We start from the raw sequence: 13331 nt of genomic DNA, 5'->3' as shown, positions 1-13331 counted from the left end.
GATGGCGCCGGGCGGCGAAGCTGCCGATCTCCTCCCCGTGGGGGAGATTGGGTGTTGTCAGCACCTAGACATTATCGCCCCAGTTCTCCCACAGCAGCGTAATCGTGCCGGTCACCGCGATCGTCCCGTCGGCATCGATATCCGTGCCGGTGGCGAAGGCCAGGTTGAGATAGAGGTCGACCGGCGTCACGGTGCCATCCAGCGTCGCGGCGGCGGCGATGTCGGCGCTCGAGGCGGTCGAAAGCGCGGCGCCCGCGCCATCCAGCGTGCGTGCCGTCGCGGCCAGCACATTGACCATGGTTCCGGCCAGCGTCGCGCTCGACGCCGCCGCCGAACCGAGCGACCAGGTCAGTGCGGCATTGTCGTTGATGGTCGAGGCGCGGGTGGTCAGCACGGCGAACTGCAGCCGCGCCGTGCCGCCCTTGATGCGCACCTTGCCGTCGGTGAAGTCGAAGATCTTCTGGCTGGCATAGGCCAGCGCATCGGTGATCGGCACCTGCATGCCGGCGAAGGTGAACACGGTGCGGAAAGCACCGCCCTGCCCCGTGGTCACGGCCTTCAGGCCGAGTTTTGGCGGGGCAAGGCCGGCCTCGCGGGCGGCGGCACGAACATGCGTCCGGGGAAGACCTCGGGTCATGGCATTTCTCCATTGTTTCAGTGGGGGCAAGCGGTGGTGCGCGCAGCGCGCGGGAAGGGCCAGGCTTGGCCTCGGCCGAGCCGTGTCAGGCTGAATCATTTTGACAAGGCCGAGAGCTAGCGCCTTGTTCGAAAGGGATGTTTTGCGCTCCCGGTCCATCAACGCCCGAGAAACCATGTCTTATATCGTGAGCGTCCGTGCCCCCGTTCCGCCGCAATGCGACCGCACGGGACGATCGATAGGGATTTCAGACTTTTAAGGGAGACCTCGCATGACCTTTCACAAAGCCATAGCCGCCGTTCTGATGACCGCGGCACTTGCCGGCTGCCAGTCGCAGACCGAAGGCCAGCAGCGGGCCACCACCGGTGCGCTCATCGGCGGCGCCGGCGGGGCTCTCGTCGGCCAGGCGATCGGCGGCAACACCAAGAGCACGGTCATCGGCGCGGCCAGCGGCGCGCTGCTTGGCGCCGTCGTCGGCTCGGCCACCACCCCGCAGCGCCGCGGCGAGGAAATGTGCCGCTACCAGGACCGCTACGGCCGCATCTACACCGCGCCTTGCGACGACCGCTACTACAACGGCAATTACTGATCCTCGGCTGCCTTCTCCCCGTTCACGGGGAGAAGGTCCCGGCAGGGGGATGAGGGGAGCGCCAAGGCCTGAAAAGCTGGCGCTCCGGAACGCTCAAGCCGCGAAATTATTGTCCACGAACATCTCGGCAAATTGCTGGGGCGTGAGCGTCACATTATTGTCGCGGGCGATTTTGAGATTCCTTGCCCACATATCCCGGATTGCCTCCGGCATCGTGTCAGGCATGTGCATTGCCTGTGCAATTGCATCGTCCCATTGTCCATCGCCACCATAGATGGCCTGGAGTTTGGGGCTCATCGCCTTCAGGGCATCTTCCGATTCCCGAGAGAGTTCTCCAATCGCCTTAAGCACATAAAGCTCAAGAAGCCTGAGCAGTGGCTTTCCTTCATAACGTGGATCGTTCGCCATTTTCCCTCTCACGCATCGTAGGTGGCATAATAAATGAGCCTTTCACAAATGGCCGAAAGACTGGGCTTTTCTTCCAACGATGCGACCCATGCCTCGGTGAATTCGATCGCGATGAATATTTCGATGAAATATGTAAGCCCCGCTTTCGCGGCCGCCTTCGGAGGGACCGTGCTATCGTCGGGTGCGGTCGCAACCATTGCATTGGAATCCTCGGTCCAAGGTTCCGCCACATAAATCGTGTCATCCTCGTCAAAGTCCGACAGCCTCCCAACGATATCCAACAACTTCATTATTTTCCCCACAAAGAAAATCCTCCTCGACGATTCGGGTGCAATGCTTTCTGGAAGATAGTCCCAGGATCGTGCTGGGATCTAGGGACGAGTTGCATGACACCGGCCTTCGTATCGTGATGCCAAGTGTAGCCCGGGGGCGCTCTGCGGGGAACGAGTCCCCTCTTTGTCCGCTGAAGGTTAATTCCCGCTTCCTGCAGAATTTTTGCGAAATCCGGCTCTCTTTCCATTAGAACCAACAGGGCTTCGTTGGCTGCCTGGAAATGGCGCGGGCGCGAAACATTCGGGTACAATGCAGGATCGAGCCTTGTCTCGAACACCACACTATAAAACTGGCCGGTTGGACCTGGACTTGCGCCAGCACCTGCACCTTCTCCGACAAGTTCGGGTCCAGGGTTGGGTAAATCGTCTGCGCCTTTGTAAAGGTCAGCTCCTTCAGAAAGAAACTCCTCTGCCGAATTGGCGAGCTTGCCATTGCCGCCGCGAACAAGTGCCTCGGCTCCTTCAGCTAGGTCGTCGGACCGCCTCAAGACGTGCCCGAGCTCTTTAACCAAAGGCCCGACAACTTTGCCGGCCTGGTTCAGCCCAACAGACGCTAGTGTCTCAGCAGGAATTACTCCTGCGGCATTGAGCACCACGTCGCCGTAGTTGCCATACATCAAGGATGCGGTAGCCTTATCGGCCGCTACCATGGGCGTAATACCAAGCAGCGAAATGCCCTGCTCGCCGGCTCCCTCGGAGCCAACCAGCACTCGAGCCAGATTACGCCGCACGCTGCTTGGCTTACTATCGCCGGCGATAAGGTAGCCAAGCTTATCTTGAGGGGTAGGAATGTAATTCGTGGCTTCTACATTCGAGTCCCGCAGATTCAACTCGGCCGCTTTGCTCAGGTCGAGCAGTATTTTGGGGTCGACTATCCAATCGCTACGTGTTCGATCAGCTAGGCTTCTCTCTGTCTGAGCTGCACTCGTCCGAATTAGGTGGTCTAGCATTGCCTTTTGGGCAGCTTCGGTAGGGAGCGCAGCAAAGATGTTGTTTAGGGTGTGATCTTGCGGCGCGGTTCCATTTTTGAGTCCGTCAACCACGCCTTCCGCCACGGAATTGGGCAGCGGTTGTATCCTCTCGAAGCCCAGTTGCTGCTGAGCGGCGATCGAGCCAATAATCGCCCTCTGATAGTTTTCCGGCGTCGAAAGATTGTTCCAAGCCGCATCAAGATTCGCGAACGTCTTGCGGACATAACCGCCCGGATCGCCCCGCCTCTCTTTGAGCGTGAGGTCGGCGGCCGTGGCTATGGCGTCATGACGCGCGCTGTCCTCTTCCGGCGTCCCACTATCGGTCTTGGGTGAGGGCTCTTTGACCAAGGCCCGCACGGCCTCGTTCGAACTGCCGCGCATGCCGTGGAACTGGCGAGCGACATCCATCGCTTGGTCGAAAGCCCGGAAGCGCCTAATACCGTCGGTAGCACCGTAGGCGGCGACAAACTGCTCCGGAGTAGGAGTTGGGCCTGAATACGTTCCGGTTTCCCTGATGGCGGCCGGTGCGTTCTGTTCGGCCAGGTTGATGCCGGTGCGCATTTCGACTTGCCGGGCGGCGTCGGCGGCCAGGGCTTTCTGGGCTAGGGCCGGCCGATCTTGAGGCGGAATATCGTCCCGGAAAGCCGGAGCCACTCGCTGGTCTGGCGTGAGCTTGCCAACGCGATCGCCGGTCGCGGCAGAGGCCTCCGAGTTGCCCGAGGCAAGAACCCAGGTGATCTGAGAAACGCCGGAGGCATCGCCCCCCGAAGACTCTCCCGGCGCCCCTGCCCCAAACATCTCCAGCGCGCGCTTCGGATCCTTGGCGATCAGCGCCTCGAACCGCGCCTTCGCCGCGGTGCCGAACCAGTCCTTCACCTTCTGTTGTCTGATCCCCGGGTCGAGGCCCATCTTGTCGATCAGGCCGAGCCCCTGCTGGCGGGCCGCTTCGAAGGTGGCGTGATCGTCGGGGTTGGCGTTGCCGATGGCGATGGCGCTGGTCTTCAGCGCCGTGTCGACCTCGGCCTGCTCGTAGTCTCGACGCCGCTGAAGCTGCCGTGCCGCCATGCGCCGCCCGCCGGTTAGACGCATCGGCTCCTTCTGCCCGGCAAAAGCGGCGCGCTGGCTCTCGGGCATGTTTGGCAAGGCAGCGGCGAACAGCTTGTCGAACAGTCCGGTCTTGACCACCTGGCCGGTGTAGGGATCGACCTGGCCGTACATGGCCTCATGCAGGCCGGCACCATCGGCCGGCGCGTTGGCCGTCACCTCGTCTTCCGCCTGGGCGATCTGTGCGCCGAACCGGCGGCGCGCCAGCTCGGCGTCGAACGCCTCCTGCTGGTCCTTCATCTGCTGGTAGCGCTCGGCAGCAGCGGAAAGCTGATCGCCCAGCCCTTGCATGGCGCCGCCGACCGGCGATCCCTGGGGATATTGCGGCGCGTTGCCGGTATCGAGCCGGCGCTGGGCAATGGAAAGCGGGATGACGTGGACCATCTAGGTGTTCCCTGCCTGGCTGACTTCGAACAAAGGCGCGCGGCGCCGGCGATCGCGGCACGGCCGGCTCGCACCCGCTGCGTTGTCGCGTTCGCGGTTTGTCGGATCGATTTCTTTGGAAAAATCCTGCAGCAGCGGTGCTGGCTCTGCGGGGTCAAAGGACCTCGTCGGCGGCGCTACCACGCCGCGGAATCGCGGCGGCGATTAGCCCCCTTCTCCCCGTTCAACTGGGAAAGGTCCTGGAAGGGAAGTCCGAAGGACGGGCAGGGCCAAGTCTCGACAAGCTGGCGCTGCCCCTCGCCTGCCTGCCGGCGTTCGTCGTTCGAAAAGCCAAGCAGTTGGCTCTTCCGTCCGCTGTGCGGGACCACTCCTCAACTCTCCGTAGACGGAGCGAGGAGCGCAGCTTCGCGGGCTCCGCCTACCCTTCCGCCCGCGCCGCCCTCTCCAGCGCCGCCAGCTGCGTCTCGTCCAGCGTCAGGAACCCCATAATGTGCTGCACCACTTCGGCTCGGGCATTGCTGAGCGCGCTGTGCAGCTCGAAGCCTTCGGGCGTCCTGGTCCGCGCCATCCACTCGCCATAGGACGGCCGCCGGTAGTAGCCGACGGTCGCCGCGAGGTCGGCCAGCACCATCTCGCCGTCCTCGCCGGAAAACACGCGCAGATACGCCTTGGTCAGCGCGTCCCGCGCCTTGGCCGGCCCGCCGGCCTGGCCGGCGCGGGCGAAGCGTTTGCCGCTCATGCACCGCCTCCCGCCGGCCCCTGGCCAGCCGGTGTGGCTTGCCCGCCCTGCCCGGCGCCGCCCGCGCCCTGCAGCATGTTCTGCAGGCCGTCGAGCAGGCCGCTGTCGCGCGCCTGCACCGCCGCCGGCACCACATCCTTGGCCGCCTTGCCCGCGCTGGCGATCGCCGCCATGCCGGCCTGCGCCTGCTGGGCCTTGGCGCGCGCATCGCGCAGACCGTCGACCTCCTCCTTGCGCCGAAAGATGCGCTGCGGGCTGCGGCCGGCGCTCTGCACGATCTTGATCGCCTCGTCGCTGTCGATATTGTCCATCACATCCGGATCGAACTGCGCCATCTGCATGGCCGTCGTCACCACCTGGATGGTGTCGCGCGCCTCGGCCGAGCGGCGCAGCACGTCGAGCGGGCCGGTGAAGGTCGGCCGCACCGTTTTGCCGGCCAGGCTTTCCGGCGGCACGAAGCGGCTGTCCTCGTCGTAAAGCCCCTTGTCGACGAGAATGCCGAGCTCGCGGTCGAGATTGGCGGCGAAGCCGGCCTGGATGATCGAGCCGGAAGGCCCGAGCAGCGCGCCCTTCTCCTCCTGGCGGATCAGCGCTTCGGTCGCCGTCATCTGCGGGTTCTGCACCAGCGTCTGGAACAGGTTGACGAACATCATGTCGCGGATCTCGTCGGCGCGGCTTTGCGCGTAGTTGAAGGCATAGGTCGGGTTCTGCCCGGTGGTGATCGGCGCAATCAGCGGCCGGCCATTGTCGTCGATGAGGCCCGGATAATTCTCGCCGGGATTGAGCACCGGCACATAGTCGAGCCTGGCCTTCGAGGCGGTCGCCGGATCGGTGATCTGCTGCAGCGCGCGCAGCCCGGAGCGGCGCACGGCGTTTTCCTCCCGTACGGTCGTCAGCGCCTCGATGGCGGGCGAAATGCCATAGGGGTCGCCCTCATAACGGCGCCAGTTGAAGGTCGACACCGGAAAAGTGCGGAACCCGCTTTCCCTGGCAATTTCCTCTTCGTCCTCGATGACGTGGTAGGAGGCGAACGCCGTGTCGAGATACTGGTACTGCTCGCCCAGCCGATACATCTTGCGCTCGTCGCGCGGCTGGATGCACTGGACCAGCGAGATCCTGGTCTCGCATTTGACCGGATCGTCGACCAGCACCTTGATGCGCGCCGGCAGTTTTTCATAGCCGAGCAGCTGCGCCGCCTGCCGCGCCGTGCGCTCGTAGCGGCGATGGAAGATGTCGACCTGGCCCCAGCGGTTGCGACTGAGATACCCTTCGACCACCGGGATCGAGGCATAGTGGATCAGCGTGTTGCCGAACCCTTCCTCGGCGTAGAGATAGGCCGGGCCATAGCGCACGACATTGCGCAGGCAGGCCTGCGTGGCGGGGACAAAGTTCGAATTGGCGGAGTAGCGCAGCGAGAACAGGAAGTCGCGCAAGGCTTCCGCCCATTCCTTCTCCTCGTCGGTCTCCTCGTCGTTCATCGCCGCCGTCGACAGCCCATGCCATTTTTCCGACTGCGGGATGATCAGGCTTTCGAGCCCGGCAGCCAGCCGGTTGGCGGCCGAGTTGATGGTGTTGGCGTAGACGCGGCTGCCGCGCCGCTCCTGCCGCTCGGCCTGCGAGTCTGGCCCGCTGCTCCGGCGCCCGTTCCAGACATCGGGCGCGTCGGGGTCGCAGAACTCCGCCACCTGCTCCCACACGGCCTCATACTGGCTGCGCTCGGTCTCGAGCTCGGATTGGCGGGACAGGATATCGCGGGCGCGGGAATCGGTCATCGGATGGCCTCGCTTGGTAAGAAAGGAATTGGGGTGCATGGAAGGGCGCAGCGCCGAAGCTGCCAATCTCCCCCACGAGGGGGGAGATCGGCTGTGCTGTCATCTTTTGCCCATTTGCCTGGGCTAGGCTGTTTTCACGGCGGGCTTTGGAGGAGGTCGATCTGATGACGACAAGCCTTGCCGGCACCCTGAAAAACCGCGGCAAACAGGTGGCCAAACGCCTGCTCGGCTATGATTCCCGCAACTGGCTGCGCATCCGCCAGATCGAGGCGTTCACGCTCTTTCTCGAAGCCGGCAACCGCAAGGCCGCCGACGTCATCGAGATCTCGCCGGGGTGGAACCGCTATTGGCGGGCGATGTGCCCCAACTACCGCTCGGTCGATTTCCCCGCCTTCGACATCTGCAAGGACCGCACCGAGGAACAATATTCGATCGTCATCGCCGACCAGGTGCTGGAACACGTCCAGCGGCCGCACGCGGCGGTGCAAAACATCCACGCCATGACCAGGTCTGGCGGCTGGGCGATGGTGGCGACGCCCTTCCTGTTCCGGGTCCATGCCCGGCCGCACGACTACAACAGGTGGACGCCCGCCGGCCTCAAGCAGCTGATGGTCGAGGGCGGTTTTGCCGAAGCCAACGTCAAGGTCCATGGCTGGGGCAACAAGGCCTGCGCCAGGGCCCATATCGGCGGCCCCGTGCGCGCCTACGGCCTGTGGCGCGACCTCAGCAATGACGAGGAATACCCGCTGATGGTCTGGGCGTTTGCCAGGAAGGGGTGAGCGGTGGATCTGCCGATCTCCCCACCCGTGGGGGAGATGGCCGGCAGGCCAGAGGGGGGCGTGAAGGAACGCCGACGGTCGGCTCTTGCTAGCAGGCAACCTGCCAAAGTGTAGTTCGCAATCGCTCGACAGGTCGGCGGGACAGCGCCCCCCTCTGCCCTGCCGGGCATCTCCCCCACACGGGGGGAGATTGGCCAATCACCGCCGCTTCACCAGCCGCGCGTGCCGGCGCCAGTACTACCAGTCCAGCACGCGCCGGCGAAAGCTTCGCTTCATCGCGGTCATGGTCAAAGCCCCAGGAGCACGCGGCGCTGGCCGGTGAGGCTTGACGGCGCGAGGTCGGTCTTGACGGTGCTCTGCGTGCCCTGGCGCTGTTCGAGCTCAGCCCGCAAGGCCGCCTCGCGCGCCTGCACATCCTTGTCCTGCACGGTCGGCGCCGGAGGCAGCGGCTTCAGTTCCGGTGGTTTTTGAAACAGACACATGGTTCCAGCCTTCTCTTGTCCAGTCGTAAAGGAAGAAATCTTCGCCGTTGCGGCCGTAGCCCGGCAGCAGGCAGCGTTGCGTGGCGCCCAGCCGGCCAAGCCAGCGCAGCGCCAGGTGATTGGCGGCGAGCGCGCGGGCCTCGACCCGCCAGGCGCCGCGCGCCGCGACCTCAGGCCCAAGCACGGCATGAAAGAATTCGGTGATCCCGGGCACGCAGCGCTTCATGCGGCGCGTGCCCCAGCTCCAGGCGATCCACAGCCCGCCGCGCTGCTCGGCCGCGCCGAACCCGACCTCCGGATTGCCGTCGAGCTCGGCGACATAGGCAAACCCCTGCAGCGCCGTGAGCGCCAAGAGCGCCGGCGACCAGTCATCAAGCTGGCAGTCGATCTCGGCCCGGTCCTCGGGACGCAGGTTCGCGGCGATGTAGGACAGATCGCGCAGCGTGGCGGGGATGATGCGGATGGGCATGGATGGACTTCCTCCGCGGGAAGCAAAGTCATCGTCAAGCGAGAAGCGCCGGCGATCCCAGCTTCGTCATTCCAAGGCGAAGCCAGGAGCGAAGCGACGCAGGCCTCTGGAACTGCTCCGCGGCCCAGGAACCCATTCCGTGACATCAAGGCGTTGCGACGGTGCAAAGGTGCCGCGTTCCCCTGGCGATCATCGCGGCATGTATCCGCACCGACCATCGCCAAAAAACAAAACCCGCCGAACCGGCGGGTCGTTGGCGCAAATCAGCACCATGGACAAAATGTACCATTGCTGCCCTCACGCCGTCAATTGGCTTAAGGAAAAAATTCCTATTCAGAGCTGTTTCGAGCCGTCGCCGCGACAACCAAGGCAACGATCCCGTTACTGTTCGTAGGGTTCGACCACCGCAAACGGTATTCCCAAGGATTCCAGCATATCAAGAACGCGTTTCGAGATGACGAGACGGAAGGGTGTCGCGATCCCGAAATCGTCGCGGCCAGCCTTCCCATTTACTTTCAGCCAGACGAAAGGTGGTAGCTGCAGCCCGGGTTGATCCTCCTGACACTCTTCCGAGATAGTCACTTCGGCCTCGGCGAACGTCGCGCCTGAAAAGCCCCTCTCCTGCAGTGCCTGCTGGGTTTCCTGAGTGACGAGGAAACAGGGGAATGTCGCAACGATCACATCACCGAACCAGCCCTCTACCACATAGTGAAGCCTGGTCACGATTGGCGGGTGCTCGCTCCGGTCGAGAACGGTGTTTTCGCCAATCCCGCCAGCGACGTTCGGCCGTATTTTAAAGTATTGCATCGCCCACCTATTGGGAATTACGGTGACAGTGCACCATTTCCATGTCCCAGTCTCGAGGTTCATAGATGCGGTCGAAAAAAGTGCGCTGTCACCGTAATCCGAATGAGGACGAGCAATGTGTTAATCCTCCTGGAAGGCACGAGATTAGAGCGGACGCATCAATGGCTGGGTCGGGTGGTGAACGCATATCTCGCAAGCTCGCGGCGCTGGCGGCCAAACTCCGCTGAGGCCGGCGGGCTGTCGAATGCGACTGCACGAAAATCGAGAATACTCACTGAGGGATGAGGCAATGGACGAAGATCATACGAAACGCCTGATCTTTGAATTCCTGAGGAAGCACACCTTGGCGGTCATTGCGACATGCCACCGCAACGGAACGCCGGAGGCGGCTACGGTCGACTTCTCGGTGCGGGACAATCTTGAGATCGTGTTCGACACTTTCAAAGACACACGGAAGTTCAGCAATCTCGCGGAGCGTCCCGGCGTCGCGTTCGTTGTCGGATGGAACGACAACATCACGGTTCAATACGAGGGTGAGGCAACAAGGGTTCCTGCCGCGGATATCGAACAATACCAAGAAGCCCATCTCAACAGCGTTCCGGCCGAAAGGGAGTTCATCGAGAGAGGAGCAGTGATGTTCAAAGCAACCCCGCGGTGGATTCGATATTCCGATTTCAACAAGGAGCCTCCCGAGCTGATCGAGATTCAATTCTGACAGACGCAACGGCTTCGGGTCGCCGTCCGAGGGCATTTTCCAGCTCTCAGTCCCAAACCTCGCTCCAGTCACATGGACGCGGTCGTTAAAATGCCCACGAAAGTGCCGCGCCCTACCGATCCGCCCGCGCCGCCTTCTCCAGCGCGGCCTTACGCTGAATTTCGATAGTTCGATTCCAGAAGCGCACCGCTTCAAAATGCTCTTGTCTGGTCAACCAGATCTTGTTCTCCAAACTGACCGGATCACCACCAACCGCAATCGGTTTGACCTCGAACAGTTCTATGCCCTTGGAGCGCGAATTTGTGTCTTGGACGCTCATTTCCAGTCCTCCAGCCTGGCAAATAGATCGGCGAGGTCTCGCGCTATCGTCTCGGCGGATTGCCGTTCCAAAAATATAAACGGGATGCGCACGATTGGCATTTCCACATCGTCGGTGTCGAAGCCATAGGCTTCCCCTCCTCCGTTCGATGTGAACAAGAGGATGCCTGGCGCATATTTTTCAACCTCGTATTCTCGATTGAAATCAGCCAACTCTTCGGCTTTGAAAAGAATTATATAGCTGTCGCCGATGAAGCCTTCACCTCCATTATGCTCTTTAAGGAAATTGGTGTAATCCTTGGGCAGCGTCACTCCCAAGCTTGCTGACAGACCATCGACAACTGCGGCATCGGCCGGTGTATTGAGCTGTCCCTCTGTCAAACTATATCCCACTGCTATCTTCCTAGGTCTCGAGGCAACTCATTCCACCACGGCGTAGCCTGTTGTCTATGAACTTCGCAAGGCAGAACGATCTTTGTTGGAGGTGTCGATTGGCTTGCCGCCAAACTTTACCGGAGAGCCCGGTCAGCGTTGCGTCGCCGCGACAACAAAGGCGCGATTCCGTTATTGCTCGTAAGGTTCGACCACTGCAAACGGTATTCCCAATGATTCCAACAAATCAAGAATACGTTTCGAAATAACGAGGCGATTATTTGCTGCAATCCCGAAGTCGTCGCGGCCAGCCTTCCCATTCACTTGCAGCCAGACGAAAGATGGAAGTTCCTGTCCAGGTTGATATTCATGAAACTCTTCGGATGTTGTCACTTCGGCTTCAGCAAACGTCGCACCTGAAAAGCCTATCTGCTGCAATTCACGCTGGGTTTCTTCGGTGACGAGGTAACACGGGAACGTCGTAACGAGCACATCACCGGCCCAGCCCTCTACCACGTAGTGGAGCTTGGTCACAATCGGCGGATGGACACTGGGGTCCAAAACGGTGTTTCTGCCAAGTCCGCCAGCCACATCAGGTCTGATATAGAAATACTGCATTATCCACCTATTGGAGGGTTGAACAGATGTCCGTATTTTTTGTCGATATACTCAACATAGTCCAGCACCTGCTGACGAGTGGGCTGAGGATGTGACGCATAAAATTCGTCCCACTCGAACCGGAAAATTTTATTGTGCAAAAGGTTGTCCAAGCTCCTAGGAATTCCACGCAGATTCTGAAGCGAGTGCATCTCCTCTTCGGTCACGAGCCCGAGATATCTGTTCAAGATTTGCTGCTCAGCTGCGTGGTGGACCACCACTTCACCCTCCAGTTTCGGGTTCGCGTCGAGAAACGTTTTGCGGTAATTTTTTGAGAGAGCCCTGCCAAACGATGCTCCTGGATACCTTACCTTAGAAGGGTCTCTTGCGATCGACTTAATGATCTGAAGAAGCTCAGCCTTATCAGGTTTGGCGCCTGTGCTCACGCGGTAGGCGGCATCCTCTGCTGCTTTGAGCAGAGACTTCGTCTCGACAGCCTGGCGCGCCACCGTCCCTTCAGCGGAGAGGTCCGGTGCTGCGCGCGAACCGCTGGCTGCAAACTCCTCCAGCGGCCTGGCAAACTTGCCAGTCCCGCCGCGGACTAAGGCCAAGCCTTTTGCAACAGCTTCGCCGACTGCCTCTAACGCTAGGCGCCCGTCGGCAACCGCTCCCGAGCCGGGGGTAGCCGGCAGTTGCTCAAGGAAGCCCCAAGGGGAATCGCGCAGATCCTGGAGACCGACTGGGGTTCGCCAGGCGGCGCTGATGGAAGCCGTCCTGTCGCAGTAGTGATGATCGGGTCGACCTGTGTCGGAGCAGAAAGGCCAGCTTGATCCAATTGCCGGAAGAGAGTTTCGCGAACACCCAGATCGAGCGTCGCGCCCAGAAGATCACGCAGGGTGATGTCCTTCTGAGCCCGCGGCACGTTATTGTTGCCAAACTTATCAGCTAAGCTTTCGACAACGGCCCTCGGTAGGGGTTGAGGGGTCTCGATACCTAGTTGCCTCTGGGCTGCAACAGAGACGGCGACGGCCCATTTGTATGACGCCGGATCGCTGGTCCCCGACTTCTTGTCTGGACTCGCCGCCGCTTTCCACGCGGCGTCAACATTGGGGAAAACCTCGCGAACATAGCCAGCAGGGTCCGCCCGCCTCATGCTTAGAGTCTTGACGGCAGCAGCAGCCGTGACCTGATACCCTGCCTGCTCCTCCTTCGAACTGCCCGGCCCAGGCTCGGCATCGCGTAGCGCTGCGTGGATAGCCTGGTTAGGCATCGTTCGCATGTCGAAGGCTTGACGCCCGACATCAATCTTTCGGGCAAAATCCCGGTAGTGCTTGCCGCCCTCCTGGGTGCCATAAACGCCGGCGAAGTCCGCGGGGCCGGGCATGTTGCCGGAATAGCTGCCGGTCTTGGCGATTGCGCCCAGGGCGTTCTGCGAAGCGAGGGCGATGTTGGTGCGCGCCTCGATCAGTTGCGCCGTAGTCGCGACATGTGCGTGGGCGATCAGCTGCTGAACGTCATCTGGAGACAGGTCGGCGAGGCGGCCGGGCGCCGGAGCATTGCCCCCAAACGCCTTTTCCTCATCAGGCGTTTTCTTGCCAAGGTGGTCGTCGGAAGGTTTGCTCGAAGACTCTCCCGGCGCCCCTGCCCCAAACATCTCCAGCGCACGCTTTGGGTCCCTGGCGATCAGCGCATCGAAACGCGCCTTCGCCGCGGTGCCGAACCAGTCCTTCACCTTCTGTTGCCTGATCCCCGGGTCGAGGCCCATCTTGTCGATCAGGTCGAGCCCCTGCTGGCGGGCCGCTTCGAAGGTGGCGTGATCGTCGGGGTTGGCGTTGCCGATGGCGATGGCGCTGGTC

15 protein-coding genes and 1 pseudogene are annotated in these 13331 nt (G+C 61.7%); 3 read left to right on the top strand and 13 right to left on the bottom strand.

The window, feature by feature from the left end; translation table 11 throughout:
• Positions 1–64: 64 nt before the first annotated feature.
• Positions 65–637 (bottom strand): hypothetical protein, encoded by a 573-nt coding sequence (locus FJV83_RS10120; RefSeq protein WP_142886674.1) that lies wholly within the window; start codon positions 635–637, stop codon positions 65–67.
• Between the two features lie 271 nt (positions 638–908).
• On the opposite strand from FJV83_RS10120, the gene FJV83_RS10115 reads away from it, so the two are divergent.
• Positions 909–1226 (top strand): YMGG-like glycine zipper-containing protein, encoded by a 318-nt coding sequence (locus tag FJV83_RS10115; RefSeq protein ID WP_056570230.1) that lies wholly within the window; start codon positions 909–911, stop codon positions 1224–1226.
• A gap of 93 nt (positions 1227–1319) precedes the next feature.
• Here the strand turns inward: FJV83_RS10115 and FJV83_RS10110 are convergent, their stop codons facing one another.
• The 5 genes from FJV83_RS10110 to FJV83_RS10090 form a co-directional block, all read right to left on the bottom strand.
• Entirely contained in the window at positions 1320–1634 is a 315-nt protein-coding gene (locus tag FJV83_RS10110; RefSeq protein WP_142886675.1) for a hypothetical protein, read from the bottom strand.
• A gap of 8 nt (positions 1635–1642) precedes the next feature.
• Positions 1643–1924, bottom strand: coding sequence for a hypothetical protein (locus tag FJV83_RS10105; RefSeq protein ID WP_140891901.1), 282 nt, complete (start codon positions 1922–1924; stop codon positions 1643–1645).
• Complete coding sequence (locus tag FJV83_RS36395) at positions 1924–4425, bottom strand: HNH endonuclease (RefSeq protein ID WP_142886676.1); 2502 nt, start codon at positions 4423–4425, stop codon at positions 1924–1926. The genes FJV83_RS10105 and FJV83_RS36395 overlap by 1 nt, the downstream gene beginning before the upstream one ends.
• Positions 4426–4843: 418 nt before the next feature.
• The gene (locus FJV83_RS10095; RefSeq protein WP_142886677.1) at positions 4844–5164 is read right to left on the bottom strand and encodes a hypothetical protein; all 321 of its coding nucleotides are present in this window, start codon (positions 5162–5164) and stop codon (positions 4844–4846) included.
• Positions 5161–6936, bottom strand: a complete 1776-nt coding sequence (locus tag FJV83_RS10090; RefSeq protein WP_246691844.1) for a portal protein — start codon at positions 6934–6936, stop codon at positions 5161–5163. The genes FJV83_RS10095 and FJV83_RS10090 overlap by 4 nt, the downstream gene beginning before the upstream one ends.
• 164 nt (positions 6937–7100) lie before the next feature.
• Between FJV83_RS10090 and FJV83_RS10085 the strand changes: the two genes are divergently transcribed.
• Positions 7101–7715 (top strand): methyltransferase domain-containing protein, encoded by a 615-nt coding sequence (locus FJV83_RS10085; protein ID WP_142886678.1) that lies wholly within the window; start codon positions 7101–7103, stop codon positions 7713–7715.
• Between the two features lie 381 nt (positions 7716–8096).
• Here FJV83_RS10085 and FJV83_RS10080 read toward each other — a convergent pair whose 3' ends face one another.
• Both FJV83_RS10080 and FJV83_RS10075 read right to left on the bottom strand, forming a co-directional pair.
• Entirely contained in the window at positions 8097–8666 is a 570-nt protein-coding gene (locus FJV83_RS10080; protein WP_142886679.1) for a hypothetical protein, read from the bottom strand.
• Between the two features lie 381 nt (positions 8667–9047).
• Positions 9048–9473, bottom strand: a complete 426-nt coding sequence (locus FJV83_RS10075) for a hypothetical protein (RefSeq protein WP_142886680.1) — start codon at positions 9471–9473, stop codon at positions 9048–9050.
• Positions 9474–9762: 289 nt separating this feature from the next.
• Here FJV83_RS10075 and FJV83_RS10070 point away from each other — a divergent pair, with 289 nt between their 5' ends.
• Positions 9763–10188 (top strand): pyridoxamine 5'-phosphate oxidase family protein, encoded by a 426-nt coding sequence (locus FJV83_RS10070; protein WP_142886681.1) that lies wholly within the window; start codon positions 9763–9765, stop codon positions 10186–10188.
• 112 nt (positions 10189–10300) lie between these two features.
• Here FJV83_RS10070 and FJV83_RS10065 read toward each other — a convergent pair whose 3' ends face one another.
• From FJV83_RS10065 to FJV83_RS36390, 5 genes and pseudogenes are all read right to left on the bottom strand, one after another.
• Positions 10301–10507 carry a hypothetical protein gene (locus FJV83_RS10065; protein ID WP_142886682.1) on the bottom strand — a complete coding sequence of 69 codons (207 nt, stop codon included), beginning with the start codon at positions 10505–10507 and terminating at the stop codon, positions 10301–10303.
• Positions 10504–10887: an SMI1/KNR4 family protein gene (locus FJV83_RS10060; protein WP_246691843.1), complete on the bottom strand. Its 384-nt coding sequence runs from the start codon at positions 10885–10887 to the stop codon at positions 10504–10506. Before FJV83_RS10060 ends, FJV83_RS10065 begins: the two co-directional genes overlap by 4 nt.
• Before the next feature lie 183 nt (positions 10888–11070).
• The gene (locus FJV83_RS10055; RefSeq protein WP_142886684.1) at positions 11071–11496 is read right to left on the bottom strand and encodes a hypothetical protein; all 426 of its coding nucleotides are present in this window, start codon (positions 11494–11496) and stop codon (positions 11071–11073) included.
• Entirely contained in the window at positions 11496–12086 is a 591-nt protein-coding gene (locus FJV83_RS10050; protein WP_142886685.1) for a hypothetical protein, read from the bottom strand. Before FJV83_RS10050 ends, FJV83_RS10055 begins: the two co-directional genes overlap by 1 nt.
• Before the next feature lie 35 nt (positions 12087–12121).
• A pseudogene (locus tag FJV83_RS36390) lies at positions 12122–13331 on the bottom strand (hypothetical protein); the annotation flags it as partial.

Source organism: Mesorhizobium sp. WSM4307 (assembly GCF_007003945.1).
In the GTDB taxonomy this organism is placed as follows: domain Bacteria; phylum Pseudomonadota; class Alphaproteobacteria; order Rhizobiales; family Rhizobiaceae; genus Mesorhizobium.
This window is presented reverse-complemented; position numbering and strand designations above follow the sequence as displayed.